Annotated in this window: 15 protein-coding genes and 1 tRNA gene; 5 read left to right on the top strand and 11 right to left on the bottom strand. The window is 72.5% G+C overall.

All coding sequences use genetic code 11. From position 1 onward, the window contains the following. Positions 1–10: 10 nt before the first annotated feature. The 6 genes from folE to dacB form a co-directional block, all read right to left on the bottom strand. Positions 11–577, bottom strand: coding sequence for a GTP cyclohydrolase I FolE (gene folE / locus BCR15_RS02535; protein ID WP_068750129.1), 567 nt, complete (start codon positions 575–577; stop codon positions 11–13). Between the two features lies 1 nt (position 578). Beyond that, on the bottom strand, positions 579–2,627 hold the full coding sequence (gene ftsH, locus BCR15_RS02530) for an ATP-dependent zinc metalloprotease FtsH (RefSeq protein WP_068750127.1): 2,049 nt from the start codon (positions 2,625–2,627) through the stop codon (positions 579–581). 80 nt (positions 2,628–2,707) lie between these two features. Next, positions 2,708–3,259, bottom strand: coding sequence for a hypoxanthine phosphoribosyltransferase (gene hpt, locus BCR15_RS02525; protein ID WP_068750125.1), 552 nt, complete (start codon positions 3,257–3,259; stop codon positions 2,708–2,710). Between the two features lie 10 nt (positions 3,260–3,269). Continuing rightward, positions 3,270–4,217 carry a tRNA lysidine(34) synthetase TilS gene (gene tilS, locus BCR15_RS02520; RefSeq protein WP_068750123.1) on the bottom strand — a complete coding sequence of 316 codons (948 nt, stop codon included), beginning with the start codon at positions 4,215–4,217 and terminating at the stop codon, positions 3,270–3,272. Further along, entirely contained in the window at positions 4,210–5,184 is a 975-nt protein-coding gene (locus tag BCR15_RS02515; protein WP_068750121.1) for a zinc-dependent metalloprotease, read from the bottom strand. The genes tilS and BCR15_RS02515 overlap by 8 nt, the downstream gene beginning before the upstream one ends. After that, positions 5,178–6,599 carry a D-alanyl-D-alanine carboxypeptidase/D-alanyl-D-alanine endopeptidase gene (gene dacB / locus BCR15_RS02510; protein WP_176715172.1) on the bottom strand — a complete coding sequence of 474 codons (1,422 nt, stop codon included), beginning with the start codon at positions 6,597–6,599 and terminating at the stop codon, positions 5,178–5,180. Before dacB ends, BCR15_RS02515 begins: the two co-directional genes overlap by 7 nt. A gap of 115 nt (positions 6,600–6,714) precedes the next feature. On the opposite strand from dacB, the gene BCR15_RS02505 reads away from it, so the two are divergent. The 5 genes from BCR15_RS02505 to BCR15_RS02485 all read left to right on the top strand — a co-directional run bounded on the left by BCR15_RS02505 (position 6,715) and on the right by BCR15_RS02485 (position 10,623). Continuing rightward, entirely contained in the window at positions 6,715–7,245 is a 531-nt protein-coding gene (locus BCR15_RS02505; protein WP_068750213.1) for an inorganic diphosphatase, read from the top strand. Positions 7,246–7,330: 85 nt separating this feature from the next. Further along, positions 7,331–8,338 carry a TRM11 family SAM-dependent methyltransferase gene (locus BCR15_RS02500; protein ID WP_068750119.1) on the top strand — a complete coding sequence of 336 codons (1,008 nt, stop codon included), beginning with the start codon at positions 7,331–7,333 and terminating at the stop codon, positions 8,336–8,338. 15 nt (positions 8,339–8,353) lie between these two features. Further along, a complete protein-coding gene (locus BCR15_RS02495; protein ID WP_068750117.1) occupies positions 8,354–8,842 on the top strand; it encodes a SixA phosphatase family protein in 489 nt (162 codons plus the stop codon). 114 nt (positions 8,843–8,956) lie between these two features. After that, complete coding sequence (locus BCR15_RS02490) at positions 8,957–10,288, top strand: ammonium transporter (RefSeq protein ID WP_068750115.1); 1,332 nt, start codon at positions 8,957–8,959, stop codon at positions 10,286–10,288. Continuing rightward, entirely contained in the window at positions 10,285–10,623 is a 339-nt protein-coding gene (locus BCR15_RS02485) for a P-II family nitrogen regulator (protein ID WP_068750113.1), read from the top strand. Before BCR15_RS02490 ends, BCR15_RS02485 begins: the two co-directional genes overlap by 4 nt. A gap of 79 nt (positions 10,624–10,702) precedes the next feature. On the opposite strand, the gene BCR15_RS02480 is transcribed toward BCR15_RS02485, so the two are convergent. From BCR15_RS02480 to BCR15_RS02460, 5 genes are all read right to left on the bottom strand, one after another. Next, on the bottom strand, positions 10,703–11,800 hold the full coding sequence (locus BCR15_RS02480; protein ID WP_068750112.1) for a winged helix DNA-binding domain-containing protein: 1,098 nt from the start codon (positions 11,798–11,800) through the stop codon (positions 10,703–10,705). After that, positions 11,778–13,127 (bottom strand): flavin monoamine oxidase family protein, encoded by a 1,350-nt coding sequence (locus BCR15_RS02475; RefSeq protein ID WP_068750110.1) that lies wholly within the window; start codon positions 13,125–13,127, stop codon positions 11,778–11,780. The genes BCR15_RS02480 and BCR15_RS02475 overlap by 23 nt, the downstream gene beginning before the upstream one ends. An 87-nt stretch (positions 13,128–13,214) precedes the next feature. After that, entirely contained in the window at positions 13,215–14,468 is a 1,254-nt protein-coding gene (locus BCR15_RS02470; protein ID WP_068750108.1) for an AGE family epimerase/isomerase, read from the bottom strand. Between the two features lie 9 nt (positions 14,469–14,477). Further along, entirely contained in the window at positions 14,478–15,458 is a 981-nt protein-coding gene (locus tag BCR15_RS02465; protein WP_068750106.1) for an acetylxylan esterase, read from the bottom strand. Positions 15,459–15,518: 60 nt separating this feature from the next. After that, positions 15,519–15,591 (bottom strand) — tRNA-Thr (locus BCR15_RS02460). Positions 15,592–15,763 lie beyond the last annotated feature (172 nt).

Genomic DNA, 15,763 nt, shown 5'->3' with positions numbered 1-15,763 from the left:
GGTCACGCGGTCACCGCCCGATGATCAGGCTCATCGCCTCGGCCCGGGTGGCGGGGTGACGCAGGATGCCGCGGACCGCCGACGTCACGGTGCGGCTGCCGGGCTTGCGGACGCCGCGCATGGTCATGCACGTGTGCTCGGCCTCGACGACGACGATCACGCCGCGCGCGTCGAGGTGCTCGACGAGCGCGTCGGCGATCTGGGTGGTGAGCCGTTCCTGCACCTGGAGCCGGCGGGCGAAGATGTCGACGAGCCGCGCCAGCTTCGACAGGCCGGTGACCCGACCGCTCTCGGACGGGATGTAGCCCACGTGCGCCACCCCGGTGAAGGGCAGCATGTGGTGCTCACAGGTGCTGACCAGCTCGATGTCCTTGACCAGCACCATCTCGTCGTGCGCGATGTCGAAGGTCTTGCCCAGCACGCCCGACGCGTCGGCGCCGTGGCCGGCGAGCAGCTCGCCCCAGGCGCGGGCGACGCGCTCCGGCGTCTCCTGCAGCCCGTCGCGCTCCGGGTCCTCGCCGATGGCGAGCAGCAGCTCGCGGACGGCCGCGGCCGCGCGCGCCTCGTCGATCGCCATGTCAGTGCCCCGCGGGCGGGACGGGCGGGCCCCACGGGGAGGGTCCGGTCTCGGGTGGCTGCGGATCCCCGCCGGGACGGAAGTCCGGGCCGGTCGGAGGCGACGGCGGGGACGGGACGGGCACCGGCAGGTCCGCGGGCCGCTCGGGCGCCGGGGGGACCTCGACCGGGGGGACCTGGGACGGCTGTCGCAGGTCCGAGCCGGTCCACGCCGGACGCTTCGGCCGCCGGCGCAGCGGCTTGAACACCTCGGCCACCTCGGCCTTGTTGAGCGTCTCCTTCGCGAACAGCTGCCGGACGAGTTCGTCGAGCACGTCACGGTTCTCGTGCAGGACGTCGAACGCCTCCTGGTGGGCGGTGTGGATGAGCGCCGCCACCTCCTCGTCGACGACCGCGGCCATCGCCTCGGAGAACTCCTGCGTGGAGTCGGTGCCGCGCATGCCCATGAAGGGCTCCGAGTCCCCGCCGCCGAGCTTGACGGCCCCGACGCGCTCGCTCATGCCGAACTGCATGACCATGGCGCGCGCCACGCGGGTCGCCTTCTCGATGTCGTTGGACGCCCCGGTGGTCGGGTCGTGGAACACGAGCTCTTCGGCGGCGCGGCCGCCCATCATGTAGGCCATCTGGTCCAGCAGCTCGCCGCGCGTCTGGGAGTACTTGTCCGCGTCGGGCATCACCATGGTGTAGCCGAGGGCCCGGCCCCGCGGCAGGATCGTCACCTTCTGTACCGGGTCATTGCCCGGCATGGCGGCCGCGACGAGGGCGTGGCCGCCCTCGTGGTAGGCGGTGATGAGCCGCTCGCGGTCGTTCATGAGGCGGGTGCGCTTCTGGGGGCCGGCGATGACCCGGTCGATCGCCTCGTCGAGCTGGGGTTGGCGGATCATCTCCTGGTTCATGCGCGCCGCCAGGAGCGCCGCCTCGTTGAGCACGTTGGCCAGGTCCGCGCCGGAGAAGCCGGGCGTGCGGCGCGCGATGGACGCCAGGTCGACGTCGCTCGCGAGCGGCTTGCCCTTCGCGTGGACCTGCAGGATCTTGAGCCGGCCGTCGACGTCCGGCGCCTCGATGCCGATCTGCCGGTCGAAGCGACCGGGGCGCAGCAGCGCCGGGTCCAGCACGTCGGGCCGGTTGGTGGCCGCGATGAGGATGACGCCGCCGCGGACGTCGAAGCCGTCCATCTCGACCAGCAGCTGGTTGAGGGTCTGCTCGCGCTCGTCATGGCCGCCGCCCAGGCCCGCGCCGCGGTGCCGGCCGACGGCGTCGATCTCGTCGATGAAGATGATGGCCGGCGCGTTCTCCTTGGCCTGGTTGAACAGGTCCCGGACGCGCGAGGCGCCGACGCCGACGAACATCTCGACGAAGTCCGAGCCGGAGATGGAGAAGAACGGTACGCCCGCCTCCCCCGCGACCGCGCGGGCGAGCAGCGTCTTGCCGGTGCCGGGTGGGCCGTACAGCAGCACGCCCTTGGGGATCTTGGCGCCCAGCTTCTGGAACTTGGCGGGCTCGGCCAGGAACTCCTTGATCTCCTCGAGTTCCTCGACGGCCTCCGCAGCGCCGGCGACGTCCTTGAACGTGGTCTTCGGGGTGTCCTTGGCGACCAGCTTGGCCTTCGACTTGCCGAACGACAGCGGACCGCCGGCCCCGCCTCCGGAGACCGAGCGCATGATCCAGAAGAACACCAGGAGCATCAGGAGGAACGGCAGGCCGGTGTAGAGGAACATCGACCAGACGCTCGGGCTGGGGTTGCGCGCCGACCAACGGTCCAGCGTGCCGGCCTGCTCGCGGGCCTCGAGCATGGGGACGATGTCGTCGACCTGATTGCCCACCCAGTAGGACTGCGTCTTGGCGCCGGCCTCGTCGGTGATCTGGATGACCTGTTCGCCGTCGACCAGGAGCACCTCCTGCAGCCGCTCGTCGCCGGCGAGGACGCCGAGCGACTCCGACGTCGGCACCGTGCGGTAGCCGGTGACGGTGGAGAGCACCTGCATGCCGAGCAACAGCACGAGGAGGCTGATGAGGATCCAGGCAACCGGGCTCTTGAAGAACTTCTGCAACGTCGGGACCGATCTAGTGAGGCGACAGCGAGCGCACCGTCACACTACCAGCGCCCACAACCGGCCCCGGGCGCGGCCGATCAGCTGTAGACGTGCGGTGCGAGCGTCCCGACGTCGCGCAGGTTGCGGTACCGGCCGGCGTAGTCCAGCCCGTAGCCCACGACGAACTCGTTGGGAATCTCGAAGCCGACGTACTTCACCGGAACGTCGATCTGCGCAGCGTCCGGCTTGCGGAACATCGTCATGATCTCCAGTGACGCCGGACCGCGGGAGGCCAGGTTGCTCATCAGGTAGGACAGTGTGAGGCCGGTGTCGATGATGTCCTCCACGACGATGACGTCGCGGCCCTCGATGTCGACGCTGAGGTCCTTGAGGATCCGCACGACGCCGCTTGACTGCATGCCGGAGCCGTAGGAACTCACCGCCATCCAGTCCATCTCGACGTGGCTGTGCATCGCGCGCTGCAGATCGCTCATCACCATAACGGCGCCGTTGAGCACCCCGACGAGCAGGACGTCGCGGCCCTGGTAGTCGGCGTCGATCAGCGCGGCGATCTCGGCCACGCGGGCCTGGATCTGGTCCGAGGAGAAGAGCACCTTCTCGAGGTCATCAGCAACGTCAGCGGCATCCACGCAGCGCAGCCTATCGCGCCCGAATCCCGGACGCACCCGCCCTATCGAACCGGAGCGTCCCCTCCCGCCGGGCCACCTGGCCACCCGGGACCGCGACGGGGCCCTGGCCGTGCCACCGCTCGCACAGCGCCGCGACGGCGAGCACGTGCGCCATCGTCGGCTCGGTGTGCCGCGTCAGCCAGCGGTGGATGACCCGCCGGCGCAACGCCGTCGGCAGCGGCGCCACGTCGGCGACGGGCAGGTCGTCGCCGACGTCCACGGCGGCGGCGAGGTCGTCGAGGAGGTCCGCGTCCGCCCTGGCCAGCTCGGCGGTACGGGCTAGTGCGGGGGCGACGTCGCGGCCGACCGCGTCCGCCAGGTCCCGGAGGTGGCCGCGCACCGCGACGCGCGCGAACCGCGGGTCGACGTTCATCGGGTCGTCCCACGGCCGCACCCCCCACTCGGCGCAGGCGTTGATCGTGTCCGTTCGGCGCAGGCCCAGCAGGGGCCGCAGGAAGGGGGGCCGGTGCGGGGCCATGCCCGCCAGGGCCCTGGTCCCGGATCCCCGCAACAGGCCCAGCAGTACCGTCTCGGCCTGGTCGTCCAGCGTGTGGCCGAGCAGGACCGGCAGCCCGGGCGCGGCCAGTGCGGCGAGGCGAGCGTCGCGGGCGGCGGCCTCCAGCCCGCCGGGATGCGCGGTGTCGACGGTCACCGGGGCGACGGTCGTGGGGATCCCCCTGCCGCTCAGCAGTTCCCGCACCGCCTCGGCGACCTCACCGGAGGCCGGCTGGAGCCGATGATCGACGACGATCGCCCGCACCGCCGTGCCCGACCGGCGGCCGGCCCAACTCGCCCCGAGCGCCAGCGCGAGCGAGTCGGCGCCGCCGGAGCAGCCCACCACGACCTCGCCCGCGGGCAGCACCGCGGCGACCGCCTGCGCCACCCGCAGCGCGGCCGGGCCCAGTTCGCGCCTAGCCATGGACGCGGTTCAGCCACGAGCGGGGGTCGGCGATCTCGGCGGCCGTCGGCAGCGCGGCAGGGTCGTGGAAGGCGGCGCCCAGCGCGCCTGCCCCCCGCGCGGCCCGGACCGCGCGACAGAATGCGAGCCCGTCGCGGTACTGCGCGCCCTTGTCCAGCGTGCGCGACACGCGGCTGATGAGGGTTCCCTCGGGGCGGCGGAAGGCGCGGCGGAGGGTCGCCACGGTCCGGACGTGCCGGCGCCCGACGGTGTCCGCGACGTGATCGGCGTGTCCCTCGAGGAAGGTCATGGCGGCCGTCAGCCGGGTCAGGTCCTCCCGCCCGGGTCGCGAGGCGAGCAGCGCTGCGGCGTCCCGGGTCGCGCGCCAGCCGGCCAGCCCCTCCAGGAGTCCCGCGTCGTCGCCCGCCAGACGGAGCATGAGGTCGCTCAGGTGTCCCCGCAGCCACGGGGCGAGGCGGAACTGCAGCGCGTGGGTCTGCTCGTGCAGCGCGATCCACAGGCGGAAGTCCGCGGGGACGAAGCCGTGGCTGCGCTCGTGCTCGACGATGGTGGGGGCCACCAGGTAGAGCGCGTCATCGCCGGTCAGGGCGTCGTACTGGCCGAGCATGCGGCGGCTCACCAGGCCGAGGGCCGCGCCGGCCGCCAGCCCGTTGCCGACGGCGCGCAGGCGCGTCATCGCCCCTCCGGGACGCTCGGGAAGCCCCAGGTCGTCGAGCGCCGACTCGGCCATCCGGCGGGCGGCCCGCGCCCAGCCCGGGCGGTCGACGACCCGGATCTCGGCGGCGCCACCGCCGTCGAGGCGGAGGTGCCGGGCGGCCAGCTCCCCGGCGCGCCGTGCCGTGACCCGCAGGTCGGCGACCAGCCGCACCACCTCCGGCCGTGCGACCGCGGGGGGCTGACCGTCGGTGACGGCCGCGACACGGCGCGCCACCGACCAGTCGAGCGCGGGGCGATGCTCCATCAGCATCCACACGACGCGATGACGCCGGCCACCTGGTCCGTCCAGACCTTGGCCGCCCACCCGTTCGGGGCTCCGTTGACGACAACAGCGAACGCGAGCTCGCGGTCGTCGGCCGTCTGCGTGGTCCCGGCGAGGCTCGCCACGAGTGACAGCGTGCCCGTCTTGGCCCTGACGACGCCGCGGGCGGGCTCGGCGACCGCGTCGGTGAACCGGTCGGCCAGCGTCCCGGTGACGCCCGCCGTCGGCAGCCCGTCGAGGATCACCGACAGCCGCGGATCGGTCTGCATCCGGCGGACGGCGTCGGCCAGCATCCGGGCCGTGACCCGGTTGCTGCGGCTGAGGCCGGACGCGTCGGTCAGGACCGCCCCCGCATCCCACAGGCCGAGCGCCGTGAGTTGCTCCTCGATCGCGGCCACGGCGCCGGCGAACGTCGCGGGGCGCCCGGTGGCCAGCGCCAGCTGCAGCCCCAGGACCTCGGTGAATGAGTTGTTGGACCGCTGCATGGCGGTCTCGACGAGGACGTGCACGGGCAGCGACTCCACGCGGGCGATCTCCGCGCCGGACCGGGCGGCGGCCACGGGCGGCCCCACGACGGCGACGCCGGCCTCCGCGAGCTGCGCGGCGAATAGGGCGGCGGCGTCGAGCGCGGCCGTGCGGCTGCGCCCACCGCCCGTGCGCCTCTCGTCGGCCCACAGCGCCGACAGCTCGGTGACCTGGTCGCGGTAGTTCGCCGGCCAGACGTCGTTCCAGCCAGGCCCGGGGAACAGCCCCGCGTCGACACCGAGCGTGACGCTCGTCTGGCCTCCCGCGAGGAGGGTGGCGGCCGTCACGGCGGCCAGCTCCCGCAGCGAGGCGGGTCGCGGGTAGGCGTCGGGGGCCGCCGGCTCGGCGGCGAGCAAGGGGTCTCCGCCCCCGACCAGCACGATGCGGCCGGGCTCCGGCTGCACGACCGTGGTGGCGAAACGCTCCTCGCCTGAAAAGACGTTCATGACGGCCACGGTGGTGAGCGTCTTGGTGTTGGACGCCGGGATGAGCAGGGCGTCCGCGCCGCTGGAGGCGACGACGTCTCCCGTCGCCACGTCGACGGCGTGCCAGGCCACCTGCGCCGCGGCGCCGTCGACACCGACGAGCTCGGCGCGTCCCAGGGCGGCGATGCGCGCGTCCAGGGCCGGCCGACCAGGCACGACGCCGGGAACGGCGGGCGTCGCGGCCCCGGCCAGACCCGCGTCGCCGAGCTGCGGCTCAGGCGACGGCGGCGGCGCGAACAGCGACGGCGGGGCCGTGGAGGGGGCACCGTCGCGCGCCAGGCCGGCCGAGGCGGCCAGCGGCTCGCGGTACAGCGCGACCACGAACGCGGCCGCGAGGATCGCGCCCACGAGCAGCCACGCGAGCACCGGCCGCGCGACGCTCGTGCGTGTCAAGGGTTCCTCCGAGCCTGTATCCTGCAGGGGTAGCTGACCCGCAGCGATGGCGGGCACCGATCTCAATCATAGGAGTGCCTCAGTGAGCGAAGACGCACCCGTCGGCGTCACCCCCGTGGACCCCGGCCGCCGGATCCTGTTCGACGTCACCGTGGAGATCCCCAAGGGCACGAAGAACAAGTACGAAATGGACCACAACACGGGGCGGATCCGGCTGGACCGCACCCTGTTCACCTCCACGCAGTACCCCTACGACTACGGGTTCGTCGAGGGCACGCTCGGCCAGGACGGTGACCCGCTCGACGCGATGGTCATCGGCGCGGACCCGACGTTCCCGGGCTGCCTCATCGAGTGCTACGCCGTCGCGATGTTCCGGATGACCGACGAGATGGGCGGCGACGACAAGGTGCTCTGCGTCGCCACCGCCGACACCCGCCGCAAGCACATCACCGACCTGTCGTCGGTGCCGGAGCACATGCTCCTCGAGATCGAGCACTTCTTCTCCGTCTACAAGGACCTGGAGCCCGGCAAGTCCGTCGAGGGCGCCACGTGGACCGGGCGCGAGGAGGCCGAGGCCGAGGTGCAGGCCTCGTTCGAGCGCGCCAAGGGCACGCCCTACGAGCATCACCACGTGAACCTGGCCTGAGCAGCAGACCCGAGCACGGAGCCCCGCCACCCGGCGGGGCTCCGTCGCGTTACGACGCCCTCACGGCTCGTGGGACACTGGGGCAATGCCCCGCTACCTCATGCTGCGCACCCCGTCGGCCAACCGCGTGTACGCCGGGGAGGCCGGGCCGCTGACCGCCGCCGAGCTGGAGCTGACGGCCCCCTTCGCCCAGGACATCGCCGACGTCGACGTCGCCGGCGTCGGCTACCTGTCGTTCGAGTCGCCCGAGCTGACGGCAGGCCAGGTCGAGACCGTCGCCGCCCAGTCGGCGTGCTTCGCGCTGTTCGCCGCTGAGGGCGACCTCCTGCGCCCCGTCGCCGTCCCCCGCCCGTTCATCCTCGACGACGACCTCGTCACGATCCCCAAGTACCCGGGCAAGACCAACGAGCAATTCACGCACCTGCTCCTGGGCGTCACGCTGTCGGCGGTCACGCGCGAACCGACCGGTCCCCGCCAGGTGCTCGACCCGCTGGCCGGGCGCGGCACCACGCTGTCGACGGCGCTGCTGCTCGGTCACGACGCGTACGGGGTCGAGGCGGACCAGAAGGCGTTCGAGCAGATGGTCTCGTATCTCAAGACCTACCTGCGCCGGAAGCGGATCAAGCACACCGCTGACGTGTCGTCGGTGCGCCGCGACGGCAAGGCCATCGGCCGCCGCTTCGACGCCGAGATCCGCCCCGACGGCCACACGCTGCACGTGACCGCGTTCACGGGGGACACGCGGGACTCCGCCTCGCTGTTCGGCCGCAAGAAGTTCGACGCGATCGTCACCGACGCCCCCTACGGCGTGGCCCACGGCGCGTCCGGGACCGACGTCCGGGGCGTGGCGGGCAAGCGGGACCGGTCCCCGGCGGGCCTCCTGCGGGAGGCGGTGCCGGTGTGGGCCGGCCAGCTCATGCACGGCGGGGCGCTCGGCCTGAGCTGGAACACCTTCGGGCTGTCCCGCGACGACCTGGCCGGCATCCTCACCGACGCGGGCCTCACGGTGCAGTCGGGCGGCGCGTGGGAGCGGTTCGCGCACCGCGTCGACTCCTCCATCAAGCGCGACCTCATCGTCGCCGTCAGGCCCTGACGTAGGCTCTGACGCATGCGACGACTCGTCCTCATGCGCCATGCCAAGACCGAGGCCAACAACCCCCAGGGGGACAAGGCCCGCCGCCTCATGCCGCGCGGCGTCCAGGATGCCCAATCGGCCGGTCGGGAGCTCGCCGCGCTGGGCCTGCAGTACGCGATCGTGTCGTCGTCGACCCGCACCCGGGAGACGTTCGCCGCTCTCGGGCTCGACATCCCCGCCGAGTTCCAGGACGCCCTCTACTACTCGGGCACCGAGACCATGCTGCAGCGCATCGGTGAGACGGACCCGGAGGTGACGGGGCTGCTGGTGATCGGCCACGCCCCCAGCATCCCCAGCCTGGTCGCCGAACTGGCGTACGCCAGCGACCGCAGCGAAGCGGACCAGGCGCAGTGCTGGTTCCCGACGTCGGCGTACACGACCTTCAGCGTCGACGGTGACTGGGCCGATCTCGCCGACGGCGACTTCTCGATCGTGCGGCTCGAGGGCATCAACCGGCCCTAGTTAACGCGGCGGTAACGCGCCGTCCCCGAGCTGTTACCGCGGCCGCCGATTCGCTAACCGGACCGTTACCGGGCGACGGCCCCACCGAAACGTGGCCCCAGCAGGATTTCCGCCATGACAGTTCTCGAAATCTCTGCGGGCGACACCGCCTGGGTCCTGGTGAGCGCAGCCATGGTGCTCCTCATGACTCCCGGTCTCGCGTTCTTCTACGGCGGCATGGTCCGAGCCAAGAGCGTGCTCAACATGCTCATGATGTCGATCACGACGATGGGCATCGTCGGGGTCCTCTGGGTCGTGGTCGGCTACTCGATGGCGTTCGGCGACTCCATCGGCGGCTTCCTCGGCAATCCCCTCGAATTCCTGTTCATGGCGGGTGTCATGGATCCGGAGCTGGCCACCTTCACGGTGCCCGCGGCGGTCTTCGCCGGCTTCCAGGCCGCGTTCGCCATCATCGCCGTGGCCCTCATCTCGGGCGCGGTGGCCGACCGCATGAAGTTCTCCGCGTGGGCCGTCTTCGCCGCGGTGTGGGCCCTGCTGGTGTACTTCCCGGCCGCGCACTGGGTGTTCAGCTTCGACGGCGGCACCGCTGAGAGCGGCGGCTTCATCGCCAACGACATCGCGGCCATCGACTTCGCCGGCGGCACCGCCATCCACATCAACGCCGGCGCCGCCGCCCTCGCGCTCGCCCTGGTCCTCGGCCCGCGCCTCGGCTTCGGCCGCACCCCCATGCGTCCCCACAACCTGACGCTGGTCATGCTCGGCGCCGGGCTCCTGTGGTTCGGCTGGTTCGGCTTCAACGCCGGGTCCGCGCTCGGCGCCAACGCGACCGCCGGCGTCGCCTGGGTGAACACCCTGGCGGGCGCGGCAGCCGCGATGCTGGCCTGGCTCGCGGTCGAGCGCCTCCGCGACGGCCACGCCACGTCCCTCGGCGCCGCCTCCGGCATCGTCGCGGGTCTCGTCGGCATCACGCCCGCCGCACACTCCGTCAGCCCCCTCGGCGCGCTCATCATCGGTGTCCTCTCCGGCGTGGCGTGTGCCTTCGCGATCGGCCTGAAGACCCGCCTCGGCTACGACGACTCGCTCGACGTCGTCGGCGTCCACCTCGTCGGCGGCCTGGTCGGAACGCTGGCGATCGGCTTCCTTGCCGATCCCGACTCGCCGGCCGGCGTCGCGGGCCTCCTCTACGGCGGCGGCGTCGACCAGCTGTGGCGGCAGGCGCTCGGCGCAGGCGCGGTCCTGGTGTACTCCTTCGTGGTCACCCTCGTGATCGCCAAGGTCCTCGACGTCGCCATGGGCCTGCGGGTCCCCGAGGCCGCCGAGACCCAGGGCATCGACACCGCGGAGCACGCTGAGACCGGCTACGACCTCAGCCACGTGGGCTACTCCACCTACGGCGTTCGGCAGACGCTGATCGTCCCCACCCCCCGAGAGGATGTGCAGGCATGAGGCTCGTCACAGCTATCGTCCAGCCCACCATGTTGACCCAGGTCCAGATCGCCCTCGCCCAGCACGGCGTGGCCGGGATGACCGTCACCGAATGCTCCGGCTACGCCCGTCAGCGGGGCCACAAGGAGTTCTACCGCGGAGCCGAGTACACCATCGACTTCATCACCAAGGCCAAGATCGAGGTCCTGGTCGAGGACGACGAGGCCGAGGACATCATCAGCCTGATCACCGCGGCAGCCCGCACCGGCGCCGTCGGTGACGGCAAGGTCTGGTCCACGCCGATCGACGAGGTCGTCCGGATCCGCACCGGCGAGCGGGGAGCAGCGGCCATCTAGCGGCCGTCGAGCACCCACCAGGCAGGCTCCGGATGAGGGGGCGGCGCACAGGCGCCGCCCCCTCATCCGCGTCCGCGCGTCAGTCGGCAACGAAGGGGAACGACCGGAACAGGCCGTCCAGCCGGGAGCGCACCGTCGCGCTCAGCGGGGTGAACTCCTCGACGCTGAGGGACCGGCGGCCGGGGCGGCCCGCCCGGGACCACACCCCCGTCACGACGCCCCCGGCCACGACCGAGCGCTTGAAGACGCCGTTGTTGCCCGGCACCAGCCGCTGGTGGTCGGCCTCGGTCAGCGCGAACAGGCGGTCCTGGTAGCCGAGGATGAATTCGTCGAATCCGGGCAGCAGCAGCGGCGCCGACGACCGGCGCCCCGCCGCCCCGGCCTCCTCGAGGAGGCCGGGGCGCCAGTAGCGTCGCTCCTCCGCCGCGCCGTCGTGCTCCAGGTGCGGCTCGGCATGCGCGAAGGCCGTGCGGATCTCCGCGAGCCGGAGCTTCGTCCACCAGGCCAGATCGCGCACCGTTGCCGGGCCGTGGCTGGTGAGGTAGCGGCGCAGCACCTCGCCCACTGCGGCGACCCGGTCTCCGTTGAACCGGCCCTCGAGCGTGGACCCCGCGGGGAGCCACCGCGAGGCGAGGACGACGTCCTGGTCGGTGCCGTTCCACGGGCCGTAACAGACGGTGCCGCCGGCGATGAGGTGGAACAGGAGGTGATAGCCGCGTCCGCCGGCCGTGACCAGACCGTGCTCGTCCCAGCGGGCGAAGAGCGCGGCCCGCGGGATGGGGCCGCCGTCCAGGGCCGCGAGGGCCAGATCCCTGGCCCGGTCCACCGAGTGCTCGTCGAGCCCCAGCTGGTGCCTGCGCGCCTCCGCCGCGCGCAGCGTCGGGGGTGCGCACAGCTCGGTCACCCACGCCACGTCGTCGGCGGCCATGAGGAAGACGGTGCCGCGCATCGGGTACCCGCGCACCAGGCGACCCGCGTCGAGGTCGGCGAGGACGTCGGCGACGCCGGCGCGCGTCCGGAGCACCGCGGAGGCCAGCACCCCGGGGAGGTCCTGGCCCTGCATGGCCATCGACGCGGCGACGGCGTCGACCGGTCTGGCGAACGGCCGTGAGACGAGGCCCTGCGCCACGAGGCGCAGGCGACCGAGCCGGGGGTCAGGCGAGGTTGCGGGCGACAACAGCGGCCACCTCGCGCCCGGAGCGCACCGCGCCCTCCATGTACCCGTTGAAGCGCGTCGCGTACTCCGCGCCGGCCCAGTGCAGCACGCCCTCGGGCTCGGCGAGGATCGGACCGTTGGTGGTCCACACGCCGGGCGCGAAGTGGGCGCCGTGACAGCCGCCGGTGAACTTCTCGGCGGCCCAGTCGCGCTCGATGTAGGACAGCGGCTTGGCCGCGACCTCCCCGAACGTGCGCACGACGGAGTCGATGAACGCCCGCTCCCGGAGCGTGACGGAGCGCCGCGACAGGCTGTCGGCGTCGGCGCCCTCGAAGAAGCCCATGAGGTGGCCGCGATCCGAGTTGTCCGAGGTGGTGTCGAATGTCACGCGCACGGCGCCCTCGTCGGCGCTGGACTGGCCGGAGTAGCCGAGGTCGCGCCAGAACGGCTTGTCGTAGATGAGGAAGGCCTTGATGACGTTGCCCGGTGCCACCTTGTCGGCGGCCTCGGCCCGCCACGCGGGCAGCGCGGGCACGTGGGGCACGGCGACCGCGAGTCGCGGCGGCAGCGTCGAGATGACCTGGCGGGCCTCAACGACCGCGCCGTCCGCCAGCGTCAGGCGGGCCGAGCGGTCGTCGTGCTCGACGCGGACGACCTCGGAGCGCAGCCGCACGGCGTCGCCGAGCTTCGCCGCGAGCGCCTCGGCGACGGTCGCCATGCCGCCGCTCACACGCTTCTGGTGCAGGCCGCCGTTGCTGGCGAGCATGGACTCGAGGTCCGGCCCGGAGTTGACCTGGTGGAGGCCCTCGAGCAGCGTCGCGCCCTTCGGCATGGGCCCGAACGCGGCCGAGTAGACCTCGCCGAAGCGGCGCTGGGCGCCCTGCGTGCGGAGGTTCGTGGTGACCCAGCGGCGCAGGTCCTGCTTGAGCCAGGCATCGTTGGCCCGCCGCCAGGCCGCGTCGTCGCGCAGGCGCTCGGCCAGGCGGCGCAGCCGGAGCAGGCCCTGCCCCAGGTCCGAGACCTCGAAGGGCGTGAGCGCGGGCTTGTCGTCTGTCGACGGCACCTCCAGCGCTTGGCCGCGCAGCCGGACGACGAGGTTGCCGCGGGCGGGCAGCCCGACGGTCTCCAGACCGAGGCTGTCGATGATGGCCTGCAGCTCGTCGAAACCGGGGCCGATCCACTGGCCGCCCAGCTCGACGTACGAGCCGTCGCTGAGGACCCGGTTCTCGACTCGTCCGCCGACGCGGTCGCGGGCCTCGAGCACCGTGACGCTCAGCCCGCGGTCCGCGAGGTATTGCGCGGCCACGAGCCCTGCCAGGCCAGCCCCGACGATGGCGCAGTCGAACACGTGTTCCTCCCTTGACGTGATCCCCGGGTCGGGGGACGCGGACACCAGACTACAAGGCCACACATCACCCGACCCTCGCGGAGTCGGCTAACCCGCGAGCCGCTGCGTGCCCGCCGCGCGCAGGTGCGCAGCGAAGCCGCGATCCGCGGGCAGCTCCGCGTAGAGGGTCGCCTGGTACACGTGGTACAGGTCGGGCTTGCCGTCCCACGTGAGCGCCACCGGGTTGCCGTGCACGTCCAGTTCGGAGTGCCACGAGCCGAGGCGGTGATCGATGAAGTGGCTGTCGGCGAAGCGCCAGAACGTCTCGTACCACTCCTGGAAGCGCTGCTCGCCGGTCGCGAGCCACAGGTACCGGGCAGCGCCCATGGCCTCGGCCACCTCCCAGAAGAAGCGCTCCTCCACGACGGGGCGCCCGTCCCAGTCCACGGTGTAGACGAACCCCCCGCCGTCGCCCCAGGCGTCCGCGAGGGCCCCGTCGAACAGGGCGGTGGCCGCGGGCAGGAGCCAGGGCTCGTCGGCGCCGAGGCCGCGCAGCTGCAGCAGCAGCTTGGTCCACTCGAGCCAGTGGCCGGGCTGAGAGCCGTACGGCCGGAACGCGTGGCGCGGGTCGTCGACGTTGTAGTCGGGGATGGGGCGCCAGTCGGCGGTGAAGTGCTCCGGCAGCCGCCATGATCCCTCGCCCGAGGCCGCAGCGCCGGTGATGCGGCGGGCGATCGACAGCGCGCGGTCCAGGTAGACCCGCTCCCCCGTCGCCTCGAACGTCGCCAGGTAGGCCTCGGTGAGGTGCATGTTGGCGTTCTGGCCCCGGTAGTCGTCGAGGTGGGTGAAGGTCCGGTCGAACCCCTCCACGCAGATGCCGTCCTCCTCGCGCCAGAAACGACGGTCGATGAGGTCGGAGCAGGCGGCCAGCAGCGCGGGGCCTCGGCTGAACCCCGCCTGGGTGGCCGAGCTGGCGGCCAGCAGCAGCTGCGCCGTCCCGTAGAGCTCCTTGCGGTCCTGCGGGGCGGATCCGCCCACGATCGGCACCCAGCCGTCGTGGTCGTGGTCCCGGCCGGCGCCGTCGAGGTAGAAGTCGAGCCCGTGCTCGACGACGTCGCCCGCCCCCGGGCGGCCCTCGAGGGCGGCCAGCGAGAAGACGTGCATCATGCGTGCGCCGATGAACAGCTGGGCACCCATCTCGGGCATCGCGTGGCCGTCGGCGCCGATCCAGGCCATGCCGCCGTCGGCCAGCCGCACCTCCGGCTGGTAGAAGTCGAGCAGGTCGCGGCGGTGCCGCAGCAGGAACTCGCGGTGGACGGGATCGGTGAACCGGTCCTCGTGGTCTCCGAACAGATCAGTCATGGGGGGCTCTCAGATGGTCTCGGCGAGCCAACCGAGCTGGCGCCAGGTCTGCACGTCCTGGCCTCCCTCGTGGCCGCTGTGCGGGTAGATGACGATGTCGCGGGGTGCCGGGTACGCGTTGTGGGCGGCGAACACCGTCGACGGCGGGCAGATGGTGTCGGCCAGCGCGACCGAGAAGAGGGCGGGGCACTCGGCGCGGCGGGCGAAGGACACCCCGTCGTAGTGCCCGAGGGTCGCCCAGACGGCCTCCTCGAGGTGGGGAGCGGCCTTGATGAAGCGGGCGATGTCCGAGAAGGGCGCGTCGTCGGTGAGCCCGACGGCGCGGCGGATGTGGCACATGAACGCCACGTCGGGCATCGCCCCGGCGAGGCGCAGCCCCACGGACGGCGCGAGGCCCGCCACGGCGAGGGTCAGGTAGCCGCCCTGGGAACCGCCGGTCACCACGACCCGGTCCGGGTCGGCCAGCCGGTGGCCGGCCGCGAGCTGCGCGAACCGCAGGGCGTCGGTGAGGAGTCGCCGGTAGTAGTACGTCTCGGGTGCCGCGATGCCGGAGGTCATCGGGCCGGGCGGGCCGAACTCGCCGGCGGCCGGGTGCGGGTCGGGGGTGCGGTCGAACAACGAGGCGGCGTGCCAGCCCTGACCCCGGTTGTCCATGACGAAGTGCGCGTAGCCCGCGGACGCGAACGTGGAGGCCAGCGGCATCCCCCGCGACACGGAGTAGCCGTGATACTGCACGACGGTGGGCAGCGGACCCGTGGCGCCCGCCGGAACGTGCAGCCAGCCCCGCACCGGGGCGCCGCCGAATCCGGTGAAGGTGAGGTCGTAGGTGTCAATGAGCCGCTGCCGGTTGTCCACCGGGGTCTCGGTCAGCAGCGTGACGGGCTCATCGGCCGCGAGGGTGTCGGACCAGAAGGCGTCGAAGCCCGGGGCCTCGGAAATGTCGGGTGAGTAGGTGCGCAGCGCCTCGAGGGGCAGGTCGAACTGGGCCATGGCGGGCACTCTACTGCGCGAGGGCCCCGGCGCGGATCGCGACCAGGGCCCTCGCCACCGAGCCGCCCACGGGAATCGAACCCGTGACCTACGCTTTACGAGAGCGTCGCTCTACCGACTGAGCTAGGGCGGCAGCAGGCACGAACTATACCGGCGTCGCCCGACGCGAGCAAAGCGCCGAGTTGACTCATCGAAGATGCCCGCGTAGCTGGAGTCGTTGACTCATCTGAAGATGCCCGCGTGGGTCAGACTCGGGGATGGAGTTGACGATGGCGACACGTAGAGCGGTCACGCAGGCTCAGCTG

Source organism: Tessaracoccus lapidicaptus (genome assembly GCF_001693815.1).
GTDB lineage: Bacteria > Actinomycetota > Actinomycetes > Propionibacteriales > Propionibacteriaceae > Arachnia > Arachnia lapidicapta.
The sequence above is the reverse complement of the archived record's forward strand: the minus strand, read 5'-3'. Positions and strand labels throughout refer to the sequence as shown.